Origin of the sequence: Shimwellia pseudoproteus (assembly GCF_016415625.1) — a bacterium.
GTDB classification, from domain to species: Bacteria; Pseudomonadota; Gammaproteobacteria; order Enterobacterales; family Enterobacteriaceae; genus Shimwellia; species Shimwellia pseudoproteus.
In genome coordinates this window covers 1-26,683 of sequence record NZ_WBXP01000048.1, presented here as the reverse complement: position 1 = coordinate 26,683, position 26,683 = coordinate 1, and the positions used below count along the sequence as shown (strand labels likewise).

The window sequence follows — 26,683 nt, the reverse complement described above, 5'->3', positions numbered from 1 at the left end:
GATGTGTTTGCGGGAAAAAAATCGGCCCAGATCCGCGAAATTTTAATCAGCGAGTCAGCTTGGGAAGAAATGACCTGCTTATTCGCACCTTCCTTAGCAGCATAATTACTGGCGGCCAGATTTACTTCGCATTCGGCCTATGCGCGCCGGCTGGTAATTATGCACTTGCTACCGCCCGGTGTTTGGTACCTTTTCAGCATCTGTACTACACTGCAACCGGGCATTGATGCGTGCGCCACGGTATCGCTATCACCCCCTTACCGCGCCCGGCATTGCGCTTTCCCGTCCCGCCAATCGTACGTTACAAACTGAAATGAATCATTTCGGTCAAATTGTCTTTGTTGAATATTAGTTGTAGCGAACCTGACTATTGTTACCAGCATATAGTATATATGTTGGCGTTGTTGTCTCTGGTTTTGAAATAATACACTGACGCACACAGCATATGAAAACCTGTCACTATCGGGGTCATGATGAGTATGCTCAGAAACTGGCGCCACCACAGCCGATTATGGCGGGCGGTGCGGCGCGGCTACGGCGCAATTAAACGGGGATGCCGTATCGCGGCGTTGCCACCGCTGGCTTATTATCAGTATGTTTTAAAATGTCGGCACTATTACAGTGCTAAATGCCTGAGCCGCCACAGTGAGTTGCCACCGTTCAGCGAGCGCCCGTTTAATAAGTACCTGAAACGCGGCGCCTCCGGGCGGATGAAACTGCGCTTTGCCAGCGGCATGCTCGATTTTATGGAGCTGTCCTTTACCCACGATGGCCTGGATCTTATCTATTCCGGTGAGCGCGAGGGGATGCTGCTGGCGGATATTGAGCTGAAATCTGGCGAGACCGCGCGGTTAAAACTGATGCGCTCTCGCTTCCCCCGGGAAGGTGATTTGGGGCTGTATCTGTTTGATGCTGCCGATGCGCTGGTCTATGCCATCACGTTCTCCATTGTCGGCAAGGGACAATTGCTGATTAGCGGTGTCCAGGGGCCCGGGCCGGAACATGGTGCGGAAATGGTCAAAGAGATGACTAAGCAGATGCACGGCCTGCGGCCGAAAAATCTGTTGCTCTCCGCGGTGTATGTGATTGCCCGGCAATATAACCTCAGCGCCATTAAAGGCATTACCGATCAAACCCATATTAAATCCCAGCATTTGCGCTCCAGTTATAACGCCTTCTGGGAAGAAAGCGGCGGCCAGCCGGATCACTGCGGCTGGTTTGACTTGCCGGATAGCGAGCCACAGCGGGATGTGGAGACGGTAAAAAGCCAGCACCGGTCGGCATTTCGTAAGCGTGAGGCGCTGCGCGCGGCGGCGATGGCAAACACCGCCCGCACCCTGCGCTGGTACTCGGCGCCGGTGACGGCAATCCCGACGCCGGATAGCTATCATGCAGAAGATATGGCCTCCCACGGCGGCCAGGCCTAAGCCGGGCGCAGTCCAGACGACACGGCACACTGACGGTAGAAACGCCAACGGCGTACGCTTTCCCGCATCCGGGATACGTCCGGGGACAGGCGTGGTTCTTCTGAGATGACAATCCGGCGTTGCTGTGGCCAGATAGTGGCTCTGGCATCACTTATGCCGGGTCTATTTGATCAATGACATCAGAGGTGGGTTCTATGACACAGAAAAAAGTCGCGTTAGTGACCGGGGCATTATCTGGTATTGGTCTGGCGACCGCCGAATTGTTCGCAAAACAAGGCTACCGGTTAGTTATCTCCGGGCGCCGGGCAGACGCCGGCCAGCAACTGGAACAGCAATTACGCCGCACCAATCCGCAGGTGCATTATAAAAATGCCAATATGGATAGCGAAGCCGACATTCAGGAATTGGTGGCATTCACCCTCAGCGAGTTCGGCCGCCTGGATATTGCGATTAACGCAGCCGGTGTCGAGGGGGAGCAACAGCCGGCGACGGCGGTGACCCCGGAAAATTACCAGGCGGTATTTAACACTAACGTGTTGGGCATCATGCTGGCGATGAAGTACCAAATCCCGATTATGACCGGGCAAAAGTCCGGCAGTATTGTCAATATTTCCTCTATTGCCGGGCACATCGGGATAGCGGGCTCAATGGTCTATGTGGGCAGTAAACACGCGGTAGAAGGTATTACGAAATCTGCCGCGCTGGAGGTTGCCGCCGAGGGGGTTCGCATTAATGCCGTGGCGCCTGGGCCGGTTGAGACACCGATGCTGGATCGCTTTGTCGGTGGGGATGCGGCGGCGAAAGCGGCGTTTATCAACAGCCTGCCTGCCCGTAAGGCGGCCACGGCGGATGACATTGCCCGGACGATTTTATTTGTTGCCGATGGCGGGGTGGATACCCTTGTCGGGCAGATTGTGACCGTAGACAGCGGTTATACCGCATAATCGCTGGCGGTAAAAAAGCCCGCAGATCAGGGTTATCTGCGGGCTTTTTCGTTGCTTTCAGTCAGGGGGAACCGCTTACAGGGTGGGGTCCCGATGGGTTTCTACCGCACCGCGTTCGGTGTTGGTTTTGATATCTCTGGCACCCAGTTTACGTCCCCAGAACATCAGGATAGTCAGGCTGATAATAAAGGTCGCCGCCAGTTTTATGGAGTCCGCACCGGACAGCGCCACGAAACAGAACAGGCACCCCAGCACCGACGCAATCAGGCTCAGCACATGTTTCAGTGATGCACCTTCGAGGCGGATTAACGCCACGCAGGAGTAAAAATACGGCAGCATGGTCAGCAGCACGGCAATCCCTATCAGGTTGCCAAAGATATCTGACGACCGTGAACCGCTGGAGGCCATAAAGGTCATGGCCGCCATTAACAGCGACATTTTTATTGCCGATAATATAATCCCTTTGCGCGGCACCCCGTGGCTGTCCACTTCACCGTAAATTTTCGGGAAGTTACCGTCCCGGGCAGCACGTACCCCGGCCTGGCCAACCATCATCATCCAGGAGCCCAGCGCCGCCAGGCAGGCAAAAGCCGTAAAGGCGGACACCACCGGGGCAGCCCAACTGCCGACTATCATGGCGGCACTGCTGGCAAACGGTGCACCGGTGACGGCCATCACGCTTGCCGGGAACATCCCGCTCATTACCTGGGTGGCGATGATATACACCGCACCGGCGAACGCGGTACCCAGCAGGGTGGCCAGCGGTACGGTACGTTTCGGGTTTTTTACCAGCCCGGAGCTGACGGACGCGGATTCAACCCCAACAAATGCCCACAGGCAAATCAGGATACTGGTCATGATGGCGTGGCCATCTGCAGTACCGGAGGTGTTCCAGTTAGCATGATAAATCGCCGGATCAAACCAGTGCCAGCCCAGGGTGGCGGTGCCGAATACCGGGATCAACACCAGTACCAGGCCCACGGTGGTTAACCGGCTCACCCAGTTCCCCCCCAGCATATTCACAAACGCCATGATCCAGATAATCGCGATACTGGTGATACCGGCGGGTATCGGGCTGTTCAGGGCAGGGAAGAAGACCGATAAATACGCGACGCCCGCCAGGCAGTCGGCAAGGTTGCCTATCCAGTTGGCGTGGTAGTAAAGCACCGCGGTCTGAAAACCGAAGGCGGGGCCCAGGCGGCCCGCATAGGCGATGGGGCCCCCAACCTGCGGATCGCGGGTAGAAAGCCGGGCGAAAACGTATGCCAGGGAGAGCGCCCCGACCAGTGCGATGATCCAGCCAAAAAGTGCGATGGAACCTATTTTTGCTAGGTTAGCAGGCAGTAGCGCAATCCCGCTACCCATCATGTTACCCGCTACGATACCTGTACAGGCGATAAGCCCGATTTGCTTTGAAGAAGCCATGTATGTCCCGTTGTACTCTTTTGGTGACGCTGTCATCCCTGCCAGCAATGAAGTGCTATATGCTAAAATCCTCGCGCCAATTATATGACAAATTGAATCTCAGCTCTTATAGCCACTATTTATTAAGTGACTTTTTGTTAAAAAAGACCTGCTTTTGGACAATGGCGGCGGGAGGGGGCATGACACTGGCCCCATAAAAATTCCCGAAATACCTTGCTGATGCAATATTAGTTTAGCCGGGAAAGCGCAGCCGGAAAAATTAAAAAAATACCCCCGGGAAATAATAAATATCCGGCTGGATAAAAATTTATAAAACAATGATATTTATTGTCATAGAGGGCATTGGCGAGCGTAATTATTCATGGGGCGGGGCCGTTTTCTCTTCCTGCACCGGTGATACTGGCCAGCAAAATAAAAGGTCCGTAAAAAGGGCGGGTATTTCCAGGTTCCTGATTTCTCAAGCGGTTGGTGGCCCTTATCGGGCGGGCCTTGGGGGAAAAGTAGCACTATCTGCTAACCGCCAGCGGAAAAAAAGCAGGTGCGCGCGCCCGTAATGATCTATGGTTTAGGAGTTAACTGGTTTAGCGCGCCGCTGGCGCACATTCCGCCGCGCGGGATGGTAAACCCAGGTGATGGTGTTCCACCTGACCCAACCGCCTTGCCGCCAGGTAAAGGCTGATGACGCCTGATAAGGACTGCTTTTTAATATTTTGAGCAGTGTATATCAGGTGTGCCTGAAATATGCTGCTCCTACTGTAAAGGTCGGCATATGGTCATGTTCCACGCTGTTCGCATCGTCTTTCCGGAGAAACCTGTCGGTTTCGCCTTGCCCCGTGTCGCCTGCTCACCACAGGAGGCTTCCTGATGCTTTACCAGCATATTCTGGTGTTGTTTAACGATAAGCATGACGGCGAGCCGCTGCTGCAACATGCGGCCACCCTCGCCAGTAAATATCAGGCGAAATTGTCGCTGTGCCACCTGCTGAGCAATTACCGGCTGGAGGATTATGTCTCCGACAGCTTGCTGGATGACGACGAATCCCGGGATGTGATAGCGGCCAAGGCGCTGCTCAGCCACCTGGTAAAAACCGTGGCGTATCCTGTTACCGGGTGCGTGATGGTTGCCGATGAATCGCCGCAGCAGCTGGAACATTGCATTGAAAAAGAAGCGGTCGATCTGATTGTCTGTGGCCACACTAACCGCCTTCTTGGCCGGATAACATCACAGGCAATGCGTATTATCAATAACACACAAGTAGATGTTTTAATTAAACATATATAATGAGGTGGACCAGTGAAAACAATCATTAAAGATGTGTTGGCAAGGGAAATTTTAGATTCTCGCGGTAACCCGACTGTGGAAGTTGAACTCACCAGTGACACCGGGCACGTCGCCCGGGCGTCGGTCCCCTCAGGCGCCAGCACCGGTAGCCGTGAAGCGATTGAATTACGCGATAATGACAAACAGCGTTTTAGCGGCAAGGGCGTGCTTCAGGCCGTGGGCCATGTGAATAACGACATCCGTGATGCGATTATCGGCCTGAATTTTACCGACCAGCGCCTGCTGGATAACACCCTGATTGCACTGGATGGTACCGCGAATAAAGCCAAACTGGGGGCGAATGCCATCCTCGGGGTATCGCTGGCCGCTGCCCGTCTGGGGGCCATCAGCACCGGTCAGGAACTGTATCGCTATCTGGGCGGTGTTGGGGCGAACCTGTTACCGGTGCCCTGCATGAATATTATTAATGGCGGGGTCCATGCCCGTAATCAGGGGGCAGACTTCCAGGAATTTATGATTGCCCCCGTCGGGGCGTCCACCTTCCATGAAGCGCTACGCTGGGGCAGCGAAGTGTATCAGCGCCTGCGCCAGCTCCTGCTTGATAAAGGCATGAGCGCCGGGGTGGGTGACGAAGGCGGCTTTGCGCCAGTGGTGTCATCTAACCGCGAGCCGCTGCAATTGATTGTTGAGGCGATTGAAAAAGCCGGCTATCGCCCCGGTGAAGATATCGCTATTTGTATGGACCCGGCCTCCAGCGAATTTTACCGCGACGGGAAATACCACCTGCGCACCGAAAATAGCGTGCTCAGCGCCCGGGAAATGACCGACTACTATCAATCCCTGATCAAACAATTTCCGATTATCCTGCTGGAAGATGGCCTGGCGGAAGATGACTGGGAAGGCTGGCAGCATCTGTACAGCGCCCTGGGTAACCAGCTTGAACTGGTGGGGGATGATCTGTTTGTCACTAACGTGCAGTACATCCAGAAAGGCATCGATCTTAATGTCGCCAACTCGGCACTGATCAAACTGAACCAGATTGGCTCGCTGTCTGAAACCTTCGATGCGGTACACCTCTGCCATCGCCACGGCTGGGGGGCCTTTATTTCCCACCGCAGCGGTGAAACCACCGATTCGTTTATCGCCGATATGACGGTCGCACTGCGGGCGGGCCATTTGAAAACCGGGGCACCGTGCCGCGGGGAACGGGTGGAAAAATATAACCAACTGATGCGCATTGAGGAGTATCTGGGCGACGATGCGGTATTCGCCGGGCGCAAAGCCTTTGTGAATGCCTGATGATTCGCGGGCCGCTGCGGCGGCCCGTATTTACCTGGTTATCCGCAATATTCTGAATTTATATTCTACTTATTCCGGCCAGTAGCAATATGTCCTGCGACTCCCCCCGCCTTATATTGAATAAAAAACCATAATGAAGTTATTTCTAATATAAGCATTTCCAAAGGTGCTGTTTTTTCTACGATGGTGGCAAGTAGCCTAACCGCACATATACTGATTAATGCTCTGTTAATAATAAATTACTTACCTCCATGCTAATAAAATAGGGGCCACCAGATGACGCTGGAACATGTTGCGCTGGTTATTCTGATCGTTGTGTCGTTGATTGTTTTCTATGGCATTATTGCCATTCACGATATTCCTTATGATATTGCCAAAAAACGTAATCACCCCCACCAGGAAGCGATTCATTATGCGGGCTGGGTAAGCTTGTTTACCCTGCATGTGTTGTGGCCGTTTCTGTGGATCTGGGCGACGATTTGGCAGGAGGGGCGCGGCTGGGGGATTAAACAACTCGCGGATGATCAACTGAGCGTGCACCAGCACCTGGAGGCACTGGAGTCCAGGCTCCAACAGCTGACCCAGCGGGTGGATGCATTACAGGGGGCGCCGGCGACCCCGTCGGTACCTGACGCACACACCGCACCGGGAGATAACTAATGGAGCTGTTGCTTATCCTCTGCTATACCGCGCTGTGTATGGCGATTTTTAAAATCTTCCGTATTCCGCTCAATAAATGGACCGTGCCCACCGCCGTGCTGGGCGGGGTGATGATGATTGGCCTGCTGGTGTTGGTGATGAACTACAACTATCCCTACACCCAAATCGGTAACCAGGTTTACCGCTCGGTACCTATTGTTTCCCAGGTCCGCGGCCGGGTGATCAGTGTGCCGGTGAAGTCGAACCAAATGCTGGATAAAGGCGCGGTGCTGTTTGAAATCGACCCGACGCCTTTCCAGGCGAGGGTCAACGATCTCAAAGCCCAGCTTAAAGATGCCAGCCAAAATGCCCTGACGCTCAGTGCCTCCCTCAGCGGCTCCCAGGCCGATTTGGCGATGGCGGTGGCCGAACGGGATAAAGCCCAGCGGGAATATGCCCGTTATCTTGAGGGCCATAAAATGGGGGCGTTCTCTGACCAGATGATCGATACCCGTCGCCAGGCTTATAAAGCCGCCCAGGCGGCAGTGGAATCCGCCAGCGCAAAAGTCAGCGCGGCGCGTAATAGCCTTGAATCGGTGATTAATGGCAAAAATACCAAAGTGGCCTCGCTGGTGGCGCAATTACAGGAGGCGGAGTTCGATTTAACCAATACCGTGGTCCGGGCGCCCTCGGATGGTTTTGTCAGCACCGTGGGGCTGCGTCCGGGCACCATGTCTACCGCGCTGGGTATTAACCCGGTAATGACCTTTATTCCCCGCCAGCAAGGGGAGTCGCAGGTTTATGTGGCGGCGTTCCGGCAAAACTCCTACCAGAGCATTAAGCGTGGCTCCGAAGCGGAGTTTTTGTTTCCCTCTATTCCCGGCAAAGTCTTTACCGGTAGTGTGGTTGAGGTGTTGCCTGCCATTGGTGAAAGCCAGTTCCAGGGCCAGGGCACCTTACTGGAAACCGACGATCTGAAAACCGATGGCCGGCTGCTGGTTATCCTCAATGTGACCGATAAACGCCTGGCGCGGTACGCGCTGCCCCGGGGGATGGCGGTTGAGGTGGCGGTCTATTCGGGGAATTTTGCCCACCTGGCCTTACTGCGTAAGATCCTTATCAGAATGAAAAGCTGGGAGAGCTATCTCTACCTTGATCATTAAGCGATTGGGTTTTTGCCGGGGCGGGATGATACCTGCCCCGGCGACTTCGCTACTGGCCCCACTGGTTACGGCCCCGCTGTTTGGCGCGATAGAGCGCATCGTCCGCCCGGCTAATCACCTCAGTGACGCTATGGCTGCCTGCTGAAAGCGCAATCCCCATGCTGACAGTCACCTTGTCGCTAACCTCTGACGCTGCATGGGGCAATGCGGCGGCCTGTAAACTGGCCTGGATACGGGCGGCAACCTGCCCGGCACCTTCCAGGGAGGTATCCGGCAGGATCACCACAAACTCTTCGCCACCGTAGCGGGCCACCAGATCCGCCGGGGTACGCACTGAGGATTTTAGCGCCCCGGCAACGCTTGCCAGGCAGTGATCCCCGGCCTGGTGACCATAGTGATCGTTGTAACGTTTAAAATAATCTACATCGAGCATCACCAGGGCAAATGGCTGCCCCTGACGAAAAGCACAGGCAAGATAATCTTCCATGGCGCGGCGGTTAGCGGTACCGGTGAGGACATCCTGGTGGGCCATAATATCAAGGCGCGCAATCAGTAAGCGGTTTTCCTGATAGCGCAGCCAGGCTTCGTTAAACCAGCGCTGCAAGATATGCCGCCCATAAGCAATAATCGCCGTCAGGATCAGCCACATTAACATAAAGTGGCCATTGATCCCGTGATTAAGCCGGATGCTGGCGAGCAACGCCGTGGCCCATAAGGGCAATAAAAACAACAATAAGGCGCGCGGCGAGTAGTAGAGCGCGGCCAGGGCGGTGAGCATCAGGATCATGACCAGTGGCCAGGCGAAAGGCAGCCGCCACCAGACAATAAAATAGTAACAGCTGTAGCTCCACATCAGGCTCATGAGCAGCAGCATCGCCATACTGAGCGCGAGTACTATGGCGGAGAAGCGGTAGCAGGCGATGCCCAGCAAGACAGCGCACAACATGATGGCGAGCATCAGGTCATCAATGACCGGCAGGATGCTTTGCCGGAGGTGGATAGTGCTATCAAAGTGGGCGAAGAGCCGGTTGCGAAAGTAGATCATCAGCGCAAAGCTGAGGTTTACAAAGGTAAACCACGGAATACTCAGCGACAGCGCGTGCCTGACCATCTCATCACGATCCCGCCATACCACCGCTGGCCGGATAGCATCATTGAACCTGTGACCCGCATTATGCGCCATCCCTGATACCCCACGATGAATACTGGATAGTGTTAAGTGTATGCGTGATAACTCACCTCAGACGGATTTAGGCCGTTAGTCGCCGGGTACCGCAGGTTTATCACGGCCCTGGTGCTCCGGCGGTACTGCCGGAGCGGTGTACCAGTGTGCTTTGTCGACCACGATATTTTTGTCGGGTTGCAGGACAAAGTTGGGCGACATAATTTGGACGCCGAACTCGTTAAAGACATCCTGGATATTGCTATATAACGCGTTGCGGGCCTCGGCCAGGGAGCCCCCGGGGAACAGCCGCACCTGGAGCTCATAGGCGATATACCAGTCCATCAGGCTGAGCTGGCGCACCAGCGGCGGCTGTTCAGGATCGATCCCCGGTGCGCGGTGCGCCGCCAGCTCCAGCATGGCATGGACCTGGCGCCAGGGGGTGTCATAACCAATGGTCACCCCCACGGTTAAGTTCACTCCGCCGGCCGGATGTTGGGCGCTGAGGTTGGTAATTTTCCCACTCACCACCACCGCATTGGGCACGGTGACAATATAGTTTTCCCGGGTGATGATTTTGGTGGCCAGCATACCAATTTCGCTGACTTGCCCTTCATTATCGGCAATACGGATGACATCCCCTTTACGCAATGCCCGGGAATAAATTAATACCAGCCCGCTCATGGCGTGGTTCATTACCCCCGCAGAGCCGAGGGTTAACATCAGGCCAAAAAAGACGCTGACCCCTTTGAAGGCCAGAGAGTTTGCCCCGGGAAGGAAAGGATAGGCGGCGGAAAGTGCAAACAGCCAAATCACCACCGAAATCAGTTTACGGGTGGCACCCACGGTGTCCGGGTGGATCCCCGGAATCGACATCCGGCCGGACTCCACCTGGTTGAGTAAGACTTTGACCAGGTTAATGATGACGGAGGTGATGATGAAAATGAGCAACACAATACACAGCCCCGGCATGGCCGAGACAATTGACAGCGAAATACCCTGCACCACCCGCATGGTCCACTCGCCGAGGGATTCGCCCCACACCCGTGTCCAGGGAAATAAACTAAACACCCAGCCCAGCCACAGATAGCAAGCAATCACGCTGCACAGCAGCATCACTATGCCGTAGAGGCGCGCCTCAATATTGCCCAAAAAGCGCCGCCAGCTTTTGGGGATTAATCCTCGTTTTACGGTTAATACCCGCTGGTAATAACGCTGTACTCTGACCCAGGAGCGATACGCCGCGAAGATCAGCAGCGCCAGCAGCGCGAGGCCGGCGGCGGTTTTTATCGCTGCAAACAGCAAGTAGCGGTGATTATATTGGTCGCGCAGGGAAATCCGCTGGGCCTCCATCCGGGTGACCACCCGCTGGGTGGCCTGGTCGAGGGTGAGATCGTCCCCTTCATCCAGGTCCGCTTCGGTTAGCAGCATCACCGGTTTGCCATTAAGGGTAATTTGGCGCCCCTGCTGGTTATAGCGCTGGACCGGGGTCACCGTCAGCGGGTGTTGCAAATCCGCTTCGTCGAGGCTGCGCAGGATATTACGGATCCGCAGTACCCGTTCCTGGGGCGTGGTGAGGCCAAACTTTGCCTGCAACATCACAATGGGCTGGTGGAATATATAAACGGTCTGCGCCTTCTCCTGTGGGGTGGGCTGCTGACGGGGTTCGGCGGCCACGGCCTGGGCCACATTCAATAAAAAACAGCAGAAAATAAACCAGCGCATGACCTTCATTATTTTTACCCGTCATTCAGGATAGCGGTTATATAGCCCGGCCCGTGGCGCGGGGTGGTCAGATGGAGATACGTTACTACTGCCTGAGTCCACTTGATAATAGACCAGTGCGTTGTTTCTACAAGAGAAGTGGCGGCATCCGGCGGGCCATTCCGTGCGTTTATTTTTATTCCCGCAGGTTGTGTCATCCTGCCGGCGGCTTGTGTTCACCTGATATCTGGCTATGCTCAATGCATATAGGGGAGATATTTAATTAGCTAATAATAACAATGAATTATAAAACCTCAGGTTCTCACTATGAACAATATGCTGATGGTTATCCTGTTTTCGGTTATCAGCGGGCTGCTAGCGGCGTGTAATGCACAGGCCGGGGACGTGGCGCCGGCAGACCGTCAGCTGGATATGAGCCAGTATCTGGCGGAAAATAAGTTCAGTTTTTTACCGGTCCCTATGGTGATTACCGAGCCTGCCGTAGGTTACGGCGGTGGGCTATTCGGGCTGTTTCTGCACGGCAAAGGGACCCAGAGCAATGGGCGGTTTATCCCGCCGGCACTCACCGTGTTTGGCGGGGGCGGGACCCAAAATGGCACCTGGTTTGTGGGTGGGGGGCACCGCCATACCTGGAATAATGACCATATTCGCTATCTTGTGGTATTGGGTTATGGCGATATCAATCTTGATATTTACTCCGGCGATCTCGGGGGATTTGGCGGCGATAAAGCGATAAAAACCGAGACTAAAGGCTATGGGGGGCTGCAAAAAATACTGTTCAGGGTGAAGGAGTCACCGGTATTTTTAGGGGCCTCTCAGTTTTATGTCCACACCACCATTGCCGCCCATAACCCGGCCATTAACCAGCTCTGGCGGCAGGTTATGGGTGAGGAAAGTACCACCTCAGCCTTTGGGCTGGTGGCGGAATACGACACCACCGATAATTTCTTCTACCCCCATAACGGTTTATCCCTGAGTGCGGAATATCGCGTTTACGGGCAATTCCTCGGCGGGGATTACCGCTACGACCAGCTCACCGTGGAGGGGAAATATTTCCTGCCGTTAACCCCGGTATTAACCCTGGCCCTGGCCGGTAATTACCAGTGGCTGGATAGCCATGAATCCCACCTGACGCCGATGGCCCGGCCTTATGTCGCTTTGCGGGGTATCTCCCGTTACCGCTATCAGGGGGATATTGTCGGCACCGTTCAGAGCCAGCTAGCCTGGCAAATAACGCCCCGCTGGTCCCTGCTGGGGTTTGTGGGGGCCGGTAATGCGGCTACTCAATCCAGTGAACTGTTCCGGGCAGCGGAGGTGGCCTGGGGGAGTGGCTTCCGCTACCTGATTGCCGAGCAGTACGGGCTCCAGACCGGCCTTGATGTGGCGTTCAGTGATAGCCAGCAGGCGGTGTACTTCAATGTTGGGGTCGGGTTATAGCCCGGGTAGCAATAAAACGCGATCCGCCAAAAACGCCATAGTGAAAAAGCAATATATGCCATATATTTATTACAAATAAATAACATTATTAATACTTAGCAGGTGGCAAATGAAGAAAATCGCATTCGGGTGCTCGGCGCTACTGGCGTCGGCGATGGCGCAGGGCAGCGGTCTGTATTTTTATGAAATCGGCACCGAGGATACTGCATTAGCGGGGGCAGGGCAGGCAGCCCGGGCGCAGGATGCCTCCACCATCGTCACTAACCCGGCGGGCATGACGCGCCTTCCAGACCATATGTTCACCGGTGGGGCGCAGGTGATGGATGGGCATATTAAATATGATATGGACAATGATAACCGCCGCGGCCCCGGGAATGTGATGAAGCTGTTTCCCAACGCCAGTGGTTTTTACAGCCAGAAAATTAACGATAATCTGTACGCCGGGATTGGCCTGTACGGGAACTACGGCTTAGGGATTGATTTTGGCAACTGGGCCGGGGACCGGCTGGTAAAGAAGAGCACCATGGTGGCCATGACGCTGAGCCCGTCGGTGGCATGGAAGTTAAACGATCGCCTTTCTGTGGGGGCCTCCACCAATCTTAACTACGGTTTTTTATCGTTAACCCGCAATGTTGACGACAGCAACCATAAAGAAACCGATCATGACTGGGCCATGAGCTACCGCCTGGGGCTGCTCATGGCGCTGACTGATCAGACCCGGGTCGGGCTTAGCTGGACCAGTAAGACCGATTACCATTTCAATATTAATGCCACCACCCACCTGCCGCCGGACGGCTCAACCCAGTATCACTTGCCGATTTCTGCTCAGGTACGCGCCCCCCAGCAACTGATGCTCAGCCTGGTCCATGATCTTAATCAGCAGTGGTCGGTTATGGGGGATTTAGGCTGGCAGGACTGGAGCCAGTTCGGCAGCCCCAGTATTACGGTGGCCGGCCATACCTCGGATAAAACGAACCGTCTGCATGACACCTGGCATACGGCGCTGGGGGTACAGTTCCGCCCGACCGTGGACTGGCGCCTGAATGCCGGGGTGGCTTACGATAGCTCGGTCTACCGTAATCAGGGGAATGCGGCCCTGACGTTGCCCACCGGGGATGAGTGGCGCTTCGCCACCGGGGCGCAGTATCAGCTGAACCCGAACAGTAATATCGGTATGGCGGTCTCTTATCTGCATATGCAGTCTGCCCGGGTGACCTCACCCGCCGTGCTAAGCGGCAGTTATAACCATCCGTATTTATGGTTTGCCAGCGTGAATTACAGTTATCAGTTCTGATAATTCTGCCCCAGCCAGTGTAAATGGCTGGGGTATTTCCCTGGTTCTGGCAGGAGAGGACGACAGTAATGGCGGCCAGCGCCAGACTTAAATAAGTTTTAGCAACACCCGCAGCGGTTTAATATTCAGAATGGCGTGCCATATTTTTTGCAAATCAACGATGCCGGCCAGCGATAACAATGCCAGGGTCACCATCAGCGTAGAGGCGGTAATAATGATCATTAGCCTCACAATATTACGCTGCATTTTTATTTGCTGTTGGTTTCTTCTTTCGTCTTTTTCGAATTCTACAATACTGTTAATTGATTGCGGTGTGACAAAATAACGTCCGTTACTGATTGTTAGATCTTCTGAAATAACCAAAGATTGTAACAAAAGTGTGATCTTGCGCTTGAACTCTTCATTGCGAATATGCTTATACCATAGTTCTCCATATAGCCTGGCAATAACATCGTCGGTCGAGATACCGGCATAATATTGTGATGGGCGTTGCTGAATATAGGCATTAACCAGTAAGTTCAGCAGCACCATACGATCGCGGCTTTTAAGTTCCGTTTTCGCAAACAGCTGCGACATTACCTGGCCTTTGAGCCGTTTTATGGCGGTTTTCAGGTAGAGAAAACCGGTGTAATGGCTAAAACTGAAGGCAAGAATATGGCTAAAACGCACGGCGCCAAAACGCCGGTGATGGAGAATTTCTTCCTGCATTGCTGCCAGCGATTCAATGTTAACTTGTTGTTTATCATCAAGTTTATTGTTTTCGCTATTAAACCTTTCTAACAGCGCGTCGTGACCGTTCCAGCCCGCCAGCCGGAAATGGTGATGTTCGGTATCCGTGAAGTAGACCGAATAATAGTTATAGGGGTCTCCGCCCCCGGCGTTCTGTTTTACTAACAGGGGAAGATGGTGACGCCATACCTTCTGGCGCAGGCGTGCTAGCTTACTTCCGGCCATTTTTACTCCCTATATCCGGTGCAAACATTCGGTGCTAATCATTAATTGCTAATTATGGAAAACATTAATTATCAAGTGTAAATAACTTGTTATATTGTAGTGGATGATTGCAAACTATGATCGGGTTTACCACACCAACTGATCAACTGCTGGATAAATGAGGATTACCATGAGTTTGAAATCGATAGCAAAAGGCATGGTGCTTGCGGGAATTTTTTCATCTTTCTCGTTCGCCGCCTGGGCTGATGTCACACCCAAAGACGCGACCGATGCGACAAAAAAAGCCAACGATGCACTTTATAAACAGCTTCCTTTCTCTGATAACACCGACTTTACCAATGCCCACAAAGGATTTATTGCCCCGCTGCCGACTGACGTTATTAAAGGCGCGCAGGGCAATGTTGTCTGGGACCCACAGCAATACGCTTTTATTAAAGAAGGTGAGAAATCGCCGGATACCGTAAACCCCAGCCTGTGGCGCCAGTCGCAATTAATTAATATCAGCGGCCTGTTTGAAGTTACCGATGGCGTTTACCAGATTCGTAACCTTGATCTTTCCAATATGACCATCATCGAAGGTAAAGAGGGTATTACCGTCGTTGACCCGCTGGTCTCTGCCGAGACGGCAAAAGTGGGGATGGATCTGTATTATAAAAACCGCGGTAAAAAGCCGGTGGTTGCGGTTATCTACACCCACAGCCACGTTGACCACTATGGCGGCGTGCGCGGCGTGATTGACGAGGCGGATGTTAAATCCGGCAAAGTGAAAATTTATGCGCCAGCCGGCTTTATGGAAGCCGCTGTTGCGGAAAACATTATGGCCGGTAACGTGATGAGCCGCCGGGCCAGTTATATGTACGGTAACCTCCTGAAGCCGAGCGCCACGGGCCAGGTGGGCGCCGGGCTGGGCACCACCACCTCCGCCGGTACCGTTACCCTGATTGCACCGACCAATATTATCGAGAAAGACGGCCAGAAAGAGGTGATTGATGGCCTGACCTATGACTTTATGCTGGCGCCAGGTTCCGAAGCGCCTTCAGAGATGCTGTGGTATATCGAAGAGAAAAAACTCATTGAATCCGCAGAGGATGTGACCCATACCCTGCATAACACCTATTCCCTGCGCGGCGCTAAGATCCGCGAGCCGCTGCCGTGGTCAAAATATATCAACGAGGCGATTGTTCGCTGGGGTGATAAAGCTGAAATTATTATGGCCCAGCACCACTGGCCGACCTGGGGCAATGAGAATGTGGTTAACTTGCTGAAGAGCCAGCGAGATCTGTACCGCTATATCAATGACCAAACCCTGCGGATGGCAAACGAAGGGCTGACCCGTGATGAGATAGCGGCGAAATTTAAACTGCCGGATAGCCTGGCGCACACCTGGGCCAACCGGGGCTACTATGGTTCTGTCAGCCATGATGTGAAGGCAACTTACGTGCTGTACCTCGGCTGGTTTGATGGTAACCCGGCTACCCTCGACGAGCTGCCGCCGGAAGAGTCCGCCAAGAAATTTGTCGATTATATGGGCGGTGCTGACGCTATCATGAAGAAAGCGAAAGAAGACTATGCCCAGGGCAATTACCGCTGGGTTGCCCAGGTTGTCAGCAAAATTGTGTTCGCCGATCCGAAAAACCAGGATGCCCGTAATCTGGAGGCGGATGCACTGGAGCAGTTAGGTTACCAGGCCGAGTCCGGCCCGTGGCGTAACTTCTACCTCACCGGGGCCCAGGAGCTGCGCAATGGCGTTGTGAAAGGGCCAACCCCGAACACCGCCAGCCCGGATACGGTCAAGGCGATGACACCGGAAATGTTCTTTGACTATCTCGCGGTGCATATTAACGGTGAAAAAGCCGGTAAGGCGAAGGCTGTCTTTAATATTGACCTCGGTAATGACGGCGGCAAATACAAGCTGGAGCTGGAAAATGGCGTGCTGAACCACACTGCCAATGCACAAGCGAAAGATGCAGATGCCACCCTTATCCTGAATCGCGACACGCTGAATAAGATAATCCTGAAAGAAGAGACCCTGAAACAGGCTGAGGATAAAGGCGACGTGAAACTGACCGGTAATGGCGCGAAACTGGACGAAATGCTGGGTTATATGGATAAGTTTGATTTCTGGTTCAATATTGTAACGCCTTAATATTATCGTGTTACCGACGTGATTATCTCCGCACCGGCGGGTGCGGAGATATATCCCAGGGCATGGTTATCCGTTCCACTGGCCCGCACGGCGGCTGACATTAGTCTGCGCATCACTCTCCATCAGGTTGTTCTGGCTTAAAATATCAATCGCCTCTCCAGCGTAATGCCGCTACCAGCGCCCGCAGCGCCGGGGTTATTTGCCTGTTGGGGTAGTATAAGTGGCAGCCGTGAAATGTCGGGCTCCACCCATCCAGCACCGCGATCAACCGGCCATCGGCAAGCTCTGCCGCGGCCTCATGTTCCAGTAAGATCCCCAGCCCGGCACCCGCCCGGATAGTTGCCCCCGCGAGCACGCCGTCATTGACGATAAGCTGCCCCCCGGTTTTGATGTTTATTGTCTCGCCATCGCGCTCAAATCGCCACGGTACTACGTCGCCAGTCGTGACCCGGCGATAGTTAATGCAACGATGATCCTGTAAGTCTTGCAGTGTCTGCGGCCGGGGATAACGGGCGAAATAGTCCGGTGTCCCCACGACGCGTGCGCGGCTGTCGGGTTCAAGCCGGATAGCAATCATATCATTATCGACAGCCCCGCCAGGCCTGATCCCGGCATCGAAACCGCCGGCGACAATATCGGTGAGCCTATCGTCAATGGTCACTTCAATGGTGATGTCCGGATGGTCCCGCAAAAAAGCGGGCAGTTTGTCGGCGAGAATGGTGCGGGACGCGTAGTGAAGCGTAGTAAGCCGGATATTGCCTGCCGGCGTGTCCCGCCAGTTTTCCAGCGACGCCAGGCCTTGGGCTAATCCGGCAAGGGCCGGTTCCAGGGCGTGGAGCAATTGTTTGCCTGCTGCGGTTGGCGCCACCGAGCGTGTGGTACGCGCCAGCAGCGTGACGCCAAGGCGCTGTTCCAGCCCGCGCATGGCGTGGCTAAGCGCAGAGGGTGATAGCCCTATCTCTGCGGCGGCCCGCGTAAAACTGCGGGTTCTTGCTACCACCGCAAATGCTGCCAGATCGTCGAGATCGCCACGTTTCATTGTTGAATCCCATTCACAAGGCCTTGTTATGAACCGAGGCTAGTTATTCCGGATCAGGGCCGTATGCTTATAATCTACTGATTAATAAGTGAGAGAGTACCATGAATCTTAGCAGCTATCGCACTCTGGGGCATTCGGGCCTGATAGTCAGCCCGCTGGCGTTAGGCACCATGACATTTGGCACCGGGCGCTGGGGGGTTGATGAAACCGGGGCGCGCGCTATTTTCGATGCGTATATTGATAACGGCGGTAATTTTATTGATACGGCGGATGTCTATGCCGGTGGAAATAGCGAAGCGATGCTGGGGCGTTTTATTCATAGCAGCGGTAGCCGCGAAAAAATCGTTATTTCGACCAAAGCCGGTTTTCCGCGCCGGCAAGATACACCGCTGAGCAGTGGGAATTCAGCGCGTAATATTCGCAACGGTATTGATGGCTCCCTTAAACGTCTGGGGACCGATTATATTGATCTTTTCTGGACTCATGTATGGGACCAGACCACCCCGCCGGAAGAGGTTCTGCGCGCATTAACCGATGCTGTGCGTCGCGGCGATATTCTCTATTATGGGTTCTCCAATGCCCCATCGTGGTACGTTGCGCAGATTGCCACCCTTGCCCGGGCAAATGGTTTACCGGAGCCTGTCGGCCTGCAATATGCTTATTCACTGATAGACCGGGGGATTGAGCTGGACATTCTTCCTGCCGGGAAGGCGCTGGGGATGGGGTTAGTGGCCTGGAGCCCGCTGGGGGCCGGTTTACTGACCGGAAAATATGGCCGGGAGAAGTTAGCGCACGCCGGGCCATCGGGAAGTTTACCCAATACTGCCGGTGACCCGGGGCAGAACAGTAACGGACGCCTGAATGGCGATAATCCATTTGGCGGCATGCTGTTTACCGAGGCTAATTTTCACATCGTGGATACCCTGCGTGAGGTGTCTGATGCGCTTGGCAGGCCGATGGCGCAAGTTGCCCTCGCCTGGGTGGTGCAGAGGGCCGGCGTGTCATCGGTGCTGATTGGCGCCAGCAGCGCAGCGCAGATGGCAGAGAACCTGGCTTCACTGGATATAACCCTCCCGGCGTCATCCCTTGACACGCTGGATGCGGCAGGCGCGCTTCCGGTGCTCAATCCTTACTACATTACCCGTCTACCGAAGGAACGTATTTTTTCCGGGTATTCCATTGCGGACTGGTCATAAGCATTGATTACCCTTCCAGAATCACACCCTATTTTAATTGATTGCCTGGCACTAACACGACGTGCGTAGACGCGAATAAGTGAGCCGCCTGGGTTGCTCAGGTGCTTCACTACGGCAAACCGGGTACGGGCGTGGTGCTCCTGGAGGGGATGGTATTCACCATCGAACCGATGGTGAATCAGGGCGACAGAAAAATAAAAACCAAATATCGGCTATGAAGGCCGATATCTCTGTCCGCTCCGGCCGCCGGATCGAAAAAGATCAGTGGTTAAAAGCCGGCGCTCGTCACTGGCGGACGCGCCAGGATCCTCTTGAAGCTATATGGGACAGTATGCTTGTTCCCCTGCTGAAGGAGAGACCCGCTCTGATGCCGACGACTCTGCTGGAAATGCGGCAGGATCAATACCCCGGTCAGCCCCCCACGGTTTGCTTCAAAGCCATTCTTGATACCTGGTCCACAAAAAGAAACTCTGCGTTGAAAAAAAACTTGAGTATTTTCTGCACTCAAATATCTTAGTTTTAAATTGGTTTAAACCAGATGAGCGAAATGAAAAAGAAAAACAATGTTGATGTGCTCAGAGAGCGTTTTGAAAGCTGGCTAAACGAGAAGAATTTGCTAGCGGGCTCCAAATTGCCCTCGGAGAGGGAGTTATGTGAGCTGCTGGATGCAAAGCGTATGACCTTACGCCAGGTTTTGATTGAACTTGAGATTGATGCGCGTATTTTCAGAAAGAACCGCAGTGGTTGGTTTATTTCGTCGAAGCGATTTATTTATAACCCTAAATCACTTTCCAGCTTCAATGCCGAAGCCTGTGCTCAGGGACGTAAACCTTTTTGGGATTATTTAACCAAAGAAACCATTGATACAGTGCCGCACCATGTTGATGATGTTTTTCTCTCCTCCGGCGATCGCTATTTAGTTACCGGCTGGTGCGGCCTTGATTCGCATAAAGTGTTTTACCATGAATCCTATATTGATGCCGATGTTGCGCCAGGATTCATTAATAAGTTGGGTAATCAATCTTTTTCCAGCGTCTGGGAAGATGCGTTTGGCCATGTTTTAAATATCAAAGGAATGATTTTTAAACCGGTCAATATGCCAGAAGTGGCCTGCAAAGAACTGGGTGTTGCGCCTAATACGTATGGCATTTTAGTAGAAAAACATCGGGCAACCCGAGATAAAAAAGTGGTTCAGGTTGACTTCGAATACTGGCGACTTGAATCAGTGGAACTTGTTATTCGTGATGAATGAGAAAAATAATGGGAAAAAGCAACCAGGAACGTCTTGCGGAACGCGCGAGAAATATACCGCTGTACCTACATGCTTATGCTTTTCATCTGAATATGCGCTACGAGAGAGTCCTGCCGGGGGATCTCCTGGATATTGCGTATCAGCAAAAATTGAAGGGTGTAAAAATACATGTTGAGGATGGTGAGTCCCAATCACTGCAGAAACTGAACGATCAGCAGTTACACGATTTTAAAGAAAAGGCCAAAAAATATAATCTGGATGTGCATATCGAAACGAGCGCATCGGATAAGGCGACATTGACGGAGGCAATCCGTATTGCTGTTGCTACTGGTGCAACTTCAGTACGTTTCTACCCGCGTTATGAAGGACATCTCAACGATGTTATGGCGAAGATTGCCAATGACATTGCGTGGCTGTCTCAGTATGACGACTGCGGACTAAGCTTTACTATCGAACAGCATGAAGATCTGCAAGGTCATGAGCTGGTGACGCTGGTTAACAATAGCGGGATGAAAAATCTCTCTATTCTGTTTGATTTTGGCAACATGATTAATGCTAATGAACAGCCGCTTTCTGCGTTAGAGGTTATGTCTTCGCTGATCACTCAGGTACATATCAAAGACGCTAAAATTATTAAACAAGGTAAAGGCTGGGGGCATGAGGCTTGTCGTTCAGGGCACGGCGATTTACCCATGGAAGAGATGCTCAGGGCATTATTACTTTTAGGTGAAGATAAACCGCAAGTACATGCTTTTGGTCTGGAAGAAGAAGTTGAATATTATGCCCCTGCATTTCGCTTCGACGATGAAGGTGATAATCCATGGATCCCGTGGCGCGATGCTAGTTATACACCATTGCCCGACAATGACATGATTGATGCGCGGCTGGCGCAGGAAAAAGAAGATGCTCTTGCCCAAATAAAATATATTCGTGATATCTGCGGCAAGTTTATAGGCAATTAATTAATTTTCTTAAAATATTATCAAATGCGGAAAGGATTATGAAAATAATTTCCTGACTTTATTAATTACATAATCTAATGTAGATATTTCTCTCAATAAGCCATGAGGGTTTAATTATGTTCATGAATAAATGGGCAAGGCTCTGTTTTTTGATTTTAGGCGGCGGCACGATATTCAAGCTTTCAAGTATGAAAGATGTTTTCTATGTGCCAATGCAGAATGACTGGGGTTTAACTAATACGCAAATTGGGTTGAGTTTTACGGTTTATACGATTATTCAGACAACCGGACTTTTTCTTTCTCTCTATATCGCAGACCGTTACTCCAAGAAAATATTATTACCATTCGGTCTTATTGGCGTTGGGTTATGTGGCTTATATCTGGCAACGCTACCGTCATTTACCGGTTATCTTATTTGCTTTGCCGCGATGGCTTTCTTTGCCGATGTGGTGTATTGGCCGGTATTGCTGAAAGCCGTCCGTTTGCTGGGAACGAAAGAAGAACAAGGACGCATGTTCGGCTTTTTAGAAGCCGGACGTGGCGTGGTGGATGTTATCGTTGCTTCTGGCGCACTGTTTGTCTTTGTCCAGTTTGGTGAAGGTAAAGCGGGGATGCAGGCGGGCCTGTTGTTCTATACGGTAATTACGCTTGTGGCAGGTATTGTGACGTACTTTATTGTCGATGATGACAACGTGAAAGGCGGCGAGAAAACCAGTGCCAACATGGAAGTGTTAAAGGGCATCAAACATGTTTTGTCCTGCCCTAACGTTTGGCTGGCTTCTTTAGGTATTTTCTTCGTTTACGCCGCGTACTGTGGACTGACTTACTTTATTCCGTTCTTAAAAGATATCTATATGCTGCCGGTAGCGCTTGTCGGTGCGTACGGCATCATCAACCAGTATGCGTTAAAAATGGTCGGTGGGCCGATTGGTGGAATGTTGGCAGATAAAGTGGCTAAATCACCGACAGTGTATCTGAAGTGGACGTTCCTTATCTCTGCTGTTGCAATGCTTGTGTTCATGCAGTTACCGCATCAAACAATGAACGTGTATATCGGTATGACAGCGACATTAGGGTTCGGCGCGATTATCTTCTCACAGCGCGCCATTTTCTTCGCGCCGATGGATGAGATAGGCACCCCACGTGAGTATGCGGGCTCGGCAATGGCATTTGGTTGCATCATCGGTTATATGCCCGCGATGTTTGCGTACACGTTGTACGGCTATTTGCTGGATACCAATAGCGGCATCACGGGCTACAACTATGTCTTTAGCGTGATGATTGCGTTCAGCGTAATGGGCTTTATCTGCTCCACCATTCTGGTGAAGCGAATTAAAAAGCAAAAGCTAGCGACTGCGGCTGCGGTGGCATAACGTGAATGCTTCAATTGCGGGTATTACCGGGGAGTTACTTGAGACAGTAGCGTTTAGTAGCGGCGAATTGGCGGAAGATCACAGGAGTTGAACCTGCCCGGGACCGCTGGCGGCCCCAACTGGATTTGAAGTCCAGCCGCCTCACCGGAGACGACGATCTTCCATCATAATGCGCGGGGTATTATAGCGGTTTTAGTGGCATTGCCTACCCCTGTCTTGCGCTTCTGCCGCCGGATACCCGGATAATTATGCTACGGGGCGCCCCCTGTGACCAGGCAGCGCCCCGTAAGACCGGTTACTACTGTGTGGCAGCCCGTGCCGGTTAACGGCGCGGGATATTCACCACCTGGCCAACCCCTTCACCGTCGAGGGTGGCCTGGGGATCTGCGAAAAAGTCGATATTAAAATAGGTATCATCGGTAAGCAGTTCAATATGGTGCCAGTATTGGGGCGGGCTGATGCCGAAATGGCCTGCCTCAATCACCAGCTCGATTTCCGGCGTGGTGTCCTGCTCATTGCGAAAGCCAATATATTTAACGGCGCCGCGCATTACCGACAGCCGCCCGTACACCCCGGCTTTAGTGTTGTGGTGGGTCAGCAGTGCGTCAGGCACGCTGGTTTTATCCCAGAACGGGGTAGAGCGGGTGTGGCGAAAATGTTGGGGAATAATCAGGGCCATAGTGTCACCTCGGGTTGAATTCATGGTTATCTGGTTCATCGCTATTGGGTGTACTTCCGGCAGCCTACGCCGCATTAAGCTGTTTTAGCAGGGCAAATCCCTGTTTCATTTCATCCTCGCTGACCACAAACGCGCGCATCACCTGCTGGCTGTCATAGCCCCGGGCCACCATACCGCTGGCGCTGCGGGTGATCTGCCAGGTTAAATCCCCCCGGCGGGTATCCCCGGCCAGCTGGAGCGGCAGATCCGGGGTTTTGATTTTTACCAGCATACCGGGCAATTGCAGGGCGCAATGGTCCCCCAGCACATTTTTCGCCAGGGTCATGGCCGCCAGCAGCGTCGGTTGCAGGAACGGCAGCACCTGGCCATCGACCTCGGCACAGTCGCCGAGGGCATAGATATCCGGCTGGCTGCTCTGCAACTGGTGGTTCACCACGATACCGCGATTAACCGCCAGCCCAGCCTGCTGGGCCAGGTCGATATTCGGGCGCAGGCCAATGGCCGCCACCACGATATCCGCGTCGAGGACGCGACCATTACCGAGGGTGGCCTGAACGCCGTCCCCGGTGCGCGCCACGGCCTGGAGCTGTTGCCCAAACAACAGCTCCACCCCCTGCTGGTGCAGATGGCTTTGCAGGCGGCTGCTGGCCTCTGGCGGCATCAGGCTGCTCATCAGGCAGGGGCCGCTATCCACCACACACACGCTTTTCCCGGCCCGGGAGAAGTCCATCGCCAGCTCGCTGCCGATCAGACCACCGCCGAGGATAACCACCCGCCGGGCGGCGTGCAGCTGTGACTCACTGGCGCGGTACTCCTCCTGGCTGTTGAGGGTTATCATCAGCTCGCGGCCAGCAATGGGCGGCAGCAGCGCGCTGGCCCCGGTGGCCAGCACCAGCTTGTCATAATCCCATTCCCGGCGGCTACTGTGGACCTTATGCTGCCGGGTATCAATCTGCGTTACCCATTCCCCGGGGAACAGCGCGACATTGAACTGTTCGGCAAACTCTCCGGCGGTTTGGCGGGTCATGGCATCGGCACTGACCCCCTGGCTAATCACATGGCTGAGATCCGGCTTGTTGTACTCATCCATGCTGTCTGCCGCGATCAGGGTGAGCGGCACGTCGGCATTCAGTTTACGCAGGTTTTTCACCAACTGGCGGGCCGCAAAGCCAGAGCCAATAATGACAATTCCGTGTTCCATAGCGCCCCCTGATTATTTCATCGCATCAAAAACGTCTTTGCCCATCGAGCATTCCGGGCACAGGAAGTCATCAGGTACCTCGCTCCACGGGGTGCCCGGGGCGACGTTCTGGGTCGCTTCGCCGGTGGCCGGATCGTAGACCCACATACACACGCTGCACTGCATTTTCGGGCCGAGATCGACCGGCGCGGCGTCAGGCTGGGCGGCGGGGGTGCTGGCGCAGCCGCAAGCGTTCTGAGGCGTTACCGCCGGCAGCGGAGATAAGGCCCACTGGCGGGCAATTTCCCGGCCATGCTCGCGGCAGGCGGCCAGGGTGTCGGTATCCGGGCGCCATTTGGCTTTCAGAGGAAGCGTGGTTTCGAAACCGGCGTCCATCAGGCGGGTTTGTACCCGGTCAACGGCGCCGCCGTTCCAGCCATAGCTACCGAAGGCTGAGGCTTTCTTATTACGAAAACGCAGGCCGGTCAGCTCTTCCAACAGCCCGGCGATTTTCGGCATCATCACGTTATTCATGGTAGAGGAGCCAACCAGGACCCCTTTGGAGCGGAAGGTGCTGGTGATAATGTCGTTCTTGTCGCTGCGCGCCACGTTGTAGATTTTTACCGCCACGCGAGGATCAACTTCGGTAATACCCTGGGCGATAGCGTCAGCCATCATGCGGGTGTTGTTCGACATGGTATCGTAGAAGATAGTTATCCGATCTTCCTGGTAATCAGCGGCCCATTTCAGGTACTGCTCAACAATCTGGGTTGGGTTATCGCGCCATACCACCCCGTGGGAGGTGGCAATCATATCCACCGGCAGGTTAAAACCGAGGATTTCAGTAATTTTCGGGGTCACCAGGCGGCTGAACGGGGTCAGAATATTGGCGTAGTAGCGCTGGCACTGATCGAACAGTTCAATCTGGTCGACTTCATCATTAAACAGGTGTTCGTCGCAGTAGTGCTGGCCGAAGGCATCATTACTGAACAGCACCGCGTCACCGGTGATATAGGTCATCATACTGTCTGGCCAGTGCAGCATCGGGGTTTCGACAAAGATCAGTTTTTTGCCATTACCAATATCCAGGCTGTCGCCGGTTTTCACCACGTTAAAATTCCACTCCGGGTGATGATGGTGGCCGTTAATCGAGTCAATGGCATTGTTGGTGCAGTAAATCGGCGTATTGGGGATATGGGACATCAGCTCGGTCAGGGCACCGGCGTGGTCTTCTTCCGCGTGGTTAATAATGATGTAGTCAATGCTGGCGAGATCGACCTCACTTTGTAAGTTGCGCACAAACTCCCGGCTGAATTTATGATCCACCGTGTCGATCAGCACGGTTTTTTCTTCCCGGATCAGGTAGCTGTTATAGCTGCTGCCCTTCAGTGTTTTGTACTCGGTGCCGTGGAAATCACGCACTTCCCAGTCACGCTGACCAACCCAGTGAATATTGTTTTTAACCAGAATAGACATAGATACCTCAATAGCGAATTCATCAATAAAAGATGCTTAGCTATTACAGGAATCGTGCCAACTTTTAATATACTGATATTTAAGGAAAATAAAAATAACGCTTATCGGAGCTATGTCATTTAGACAATATCGTGGTGAGTCATAATGACAGCGTGAGAGTTAAAATGACTATCTTACCGGCCCAATACGGCAGCGGTGGGGAGTAAACATGTCAGGGATATCACGACAGATGCGGGTACTGCGAAGAGGAAAAACCGGGGGAGAGTCCCCAACGGGGACCGCGAACGGTCCCCGTGGGGTTGCAGTAACACTTACTCACCTGAGTGCGTGCACTTGCAAGCCCATTGCTACATGGATCCGGGCGCATTATATGCCTGAATTCATCGGGTTACCAATACTACCGGGGTGGCTTTTTTGTGCTTTTTTAAATTTCCGCGGCTTTTGTTAGCGCTTCGCTGACGGCAAATTTATAAACTGCATATAAATCATATGGATAAAAAAATCACCGCGGCGCGGTAAATCTGTCCTAATTTTAGGGAAGGTGCGAATAAGCAGGTCATTTCTTCCCAAGCTGACTCGCTGATTAAAATTTCGCGGATCTGGGCCGATTTTTTTCCCGCAAACACATCG

General features: G+C 53.2%; 21 protein-coding genes, 1 tRNA gene, 3 pseudogenes and 1 riboswitch. Of the genes and pseudogenes, 15 read left to right on the top strand and 10 right to left on the bottom strand.

What is annotated here, in order from left to right:
* Window positions 1-479: 479 nt before the first annotated feature.
* Window positions 480-1,427, top strand: a complete 948-nt coding sequence (locus F9C28_RS16690; protein WP_199016431.1) for a DUF535 family protein — start codon at window positions 480-482, stop codon at window positions 1,425-1,427.
* Window positions 1,428-1,621: 194 nt separating this feature from the next.
* Entirely contained in the window at window positions 1,622-2,371 is a 750-nt protein-coding gene (locus F9C28_RS16685; protein ID WP_199016430.1) for an SDR family NAD(P)-dependent oxidoreductase, read from the top strand.
* 75 nt (window positions 2,372-2,446) lie between these two features.
* Here F9C28_RS16685 and cadB read toward each other — a convergent pair whose 3' ends face one another.
* Entirely contained in the window at window positions 2,447-3,796 is a 1,350-nt protein-coding gene (gene cadB / locus F9C28_RS16680) for a cadaverine/lysine antiporter (protein WP_199016429.1), read from the bottom strand.
* A 619-nt stretch (window positions 3,797-4,415) separates the two neighbouring features.
* A riboswitch (Fluoride riboswitch) is annotated at window positions 4,416-4,491 on the top strand.
* A gap of 169 nt (window positions 4,492-4,660) precedes the next feature.
* On the opposite strand from cadB, the gene F9C28_RS16675 reads away from it, so the two are divergent.
* From F9C28_RS16675 to F9C28_RS16660, 4 genes are all read left to right on the top strand, one after another.
* On the top strand, window positions 4,661-5,077 hold the full coding sequence (locus tag F9C28_RS16675; protein ID WP_199016428.1) for a universal stress protein: 417 nt from the start codon (window positions 4,661-4,663) through the stop codon (window positions 5,075-5,077).
* 12 nt (window positions 5,078-5,089) lie between these two features.
* Complete coding sequence (gene eno, locus F9C28_RS16670) at window positions 5,090-6,376, top strand: phosphopyruvate hydratase (protein ID WP_199016427.1); 1,287 nt, start codon at window positions 5,090-5,092, stop codon at window positions 6,374-6,376.
* A 276-nt stretch (window positions 6,377-6,652) separates the two neighbouring features.
* A complete protein-coding gene (locus F9C28_RS16665) occupies window positions 6,653-7,036 on the top strand; it encodes a DUF3302 domain-containing protein (protein ID WP_199016426.1) in 384 nt (127 codons plus the stop codon).
* Window positions 7,036-8,178, top strand: a complete 1,143-nt coding sequence (locus F9C28_RS16660) for an HlyD family secretion protein (protein WP_199016425.1) — start codon at window positions 7,036-7,038, stop codon at window positions 8,176-8,178. The genes F9C28_RS16665 and F9C28_RS16660 overlap by 1 nt, the downstream gene beginning before the upstream one ends.
* 49 nt (window positions 8,179-8,227) lie before the next feature.
* Here the strand turns inward: F9C28_RS16660 and F9C28_RS16655 are convergent, their stop codons facing one another.
* Both F9C28_RS16655 and F9C28_RS16650 read right to left on the bottom strand, forming a co-directional pair.
* Window positions 8,228-9,289 carry a GGDEF domain-containing protein gene (locus F9C28_RS16655; RefSeq protein ID WP_199016433.1) on the bottom strand — a complete coding sequence of 354 codons (1,062 nt, stop codon included), beginning with the start codon at window positions 9,287-9,289 and terminating at the stop codon, window positions 8,228-8,230.
* 147 nt (window positions 9,290-9,436) lie between these two features.
* Window positions 9,437-11,074 carry a mechanosensitive ion channel family protein gene (locus F9C28_RS16650; RefSeq protein ID WP_199016424.1) on the bottom strand — a complete coding sequence of 546 codons (1,638 nt, stop codon included), beginning with the start codon at window positions 11,072-11,074 and terminating at the stop codon, window positions 9,437-9,439.
* Window positions 11,075-11,371: 297 nt separating this feature from the next.
* Between F9C28_RS16650 and F9C28_RS16645 the strand changes: the two genes are divergently transcribed.
* Both F9C28_RS16645 and F9C28_RS16640 read left to right on the top strand, forming a co-directional pair.
* A complete protein-coding gene (locus F9C28_RS16645; RefSeq protein WP_233149128.1) occupies window positions 11,372-12,502 on the top strand; it encodes a BamA/TamA family outer membrane protein in 1,131 nt (376 codons plus the stop codon).
* 109 nt (window positions 12,503-12,611) lie between these two features.
* Window positions 12,612-13,796 carry an OmpP1/FadL family transporter gene (locus F9C28_RS16640; protein WP_199016423.1) on the top strand — a complete coding sequence of 395 codons (1,185 nt, stop codon included), beginning with the start codon at window positions 12,612-12,614 and terminating at the stop codon, window positions 13,794-13,796.
* Window positions 13,797-13,883: 87 nt separating this feature from the next.
* On the opposite strand, the gene F9C28_RS16635 is transcribed toward F9C28_RS16640, so the two are convergent.
* A complete protein-coding gene (locus F9C28_RS16635; protein ID WP_199016422.1) occupies window positions 13,884-14,750 on the bottom strand; it encodes a hypothetical protein in 867 nt (288 codons plus the stop codon).
* Window positions 14,751-14,919: 169 nt separating this feature from the next.
* Here F9C28_RS16635 and F9C28_RS16630 point away from each other — a divergent pair, with 169 nt between their 5' ends.
* A complete protein-coding gene (locus F9C28_RS16630; RefSeq protein ID WP_199016421.1) occupies window positions 14,920-16,896 on the top strand; it encodes an alkyl/aryl-sulfatase in 1,977 nt (658 codons plus the stop codon).
* A 145-nt stretch (window positions 16,897-17,041) separates the two neighbouring features.
* On the opposite strand, the gene F9C28_RS16625 is transcribed toward F9C28_RS16630, so the two are convergent.
* A complete protein-coding gene (locus F9C28_RS16625) occupies window positions 17,042-17,935 on the bottom strand; it encodes a LysR family transcriptional regulator (protein ID WP_199016420.1) in 894 nt (297 codons plus the stop codon).
* A 101-nt stretch (window positions 17,936-18,036) separates the two neighbouring features.
* On the opposite strand from F9C28_RS16625, the gene F9C28_RS16620 reads away from it, so the two are divergent.
* The 6 genes and pseudogenes from F9C28_RS16620 to F9C28_RS16600 all read left to right on the top strand — a co-directional run bounded on the left by F9C28_RS16620 (window position 18,037) and on the right by F9C28_RS16600 (window position 22,718).
* Window positions 18,037-19,131 (top strand): aldo/keto reductase, encoded by a 1,095-nt coding sequence (locus F9C28_RS16620; protein WP_199016419.1) that lies wholly within the window; start codon window positions 18,037-18,039, stop codon window positions 19,129-19,131.
* 98 nt (window positions 19,132-19,229) lie between these two features.
* A pseudogene (locus tag F9C28_RS20200) lies at window positions 19,230-19,337 on the top strand (type I methionyl aminopeptidase); the annotation flags it as partial.
* Window positions 19,286-19,552, top strand: a pseudogene (locus F9C28_RS16615) (hypothetical protein); the annotation flags it as partial. The pseudogenes F9C28_RS20200 and F9C28_RS16615, both read left to right, overlap by 52 nt.
* A 126-nt stretch (window positions 19,553-19,678) precedes the next feature.
* Window positions 19,679-20,383 carry a GntR family transcriptional regulator gene (locus F9C28_RS16610; protein WP_199016418.1) on the top strand — a complete coding sequence of 235 codons (705 nt, stop codon included), beginning with the start codon at window positions 19,679-19,681 and terminating at the stop codon, window positions 20,381-20,383.
* A gap of 8 nt (window positions 20,384-20,391) precedes the next feature.
* Entirely contained in the window at window positions 20,392-21,345 is a 954-nt protein-coding gene (locus F9C28_RS16605; protein WP_199016417.1) for a sugar phosphate isomerase/epimerase family protein, read from the top strand.
* Window positions 21,346-21,467: 122 nt separating this feature from the next.
* Window positions 21,468-22,718 carry an MFS transporter gene (locus tag F9C28_RS16600; RefSeq protein WP_199016416.1) on the top strand — a complete coding sequence of 417 codons (1,251 nt, stop codon included), beginning with the start codon at window positions 21,468-21,470 and terminating at the stop codon, window positions 22,716-22,718.
* Window positions 22,719-22,786: 68 nt separating this feature from the next.
* Here F9C28_RS16600 and F9C28_RS16595 read toward each other — a convergent pair.
* The 5 genes and pseudogenes from F9C28_RS16595 to F9C28_RS20405 all read right to left on the bottom strand — a co-directional run.
* Window positions 22,787-22,881, bottom strand: a tRNA-Sec gene (locus F9C28_RS16595).
* Between the two features lie 159 nt (window positions 22,882-23,040).
* The gene (locus F9C28_RS16590; RefSeq protein ID WP_199016415.1) at window positions 23,041-23,397 is read right to left on the bottom strand and encodes a DUF1971 domain-containing protein; all 357 of its coding nucleotides are present in this window, start codon (window positions 23,395-23,397) and stop codon (window positions 23,041-23,043) included.
* 64 nt (window positions 23,398-23,461) lie between these two features.
* A complete protein-coding gene (gene norW / locus F9C28_RS16585) occupies window positions 23,462-24,598 on the bottom strand; it encodes an NADH:flavorubredoxin reductase NorW (protein ID WP_199016414.1) in 1,137 nt (378 codons plus the stop codon).
* A 12-nt stretch (window positions 24,599-24,610) separates the two neighbouring features.
* Window positions 24,611-26,053 carry an anaerobic nitric oxide reductase flavorubredoxin gene (norV, locus tag F9C28_RS16580; RefSeq protein ID WP_199016413.1) on the bottom strand — a complete coding sequence of 481 codons (1,443 nt, stop codon included), beginning with the start codon at window positions 26,051-26,053 and terminating at the stop codon, window positions 24,611-24,613.
* A 444-nt stretch (window positions 26,054-26,497) separates the two neighbouring features.
* A pseudogene (locus F9C28_RS20405) lies at window positions 26,498-26,683 on the bottom strand (hypothetical protein); the annotation flags it as partial.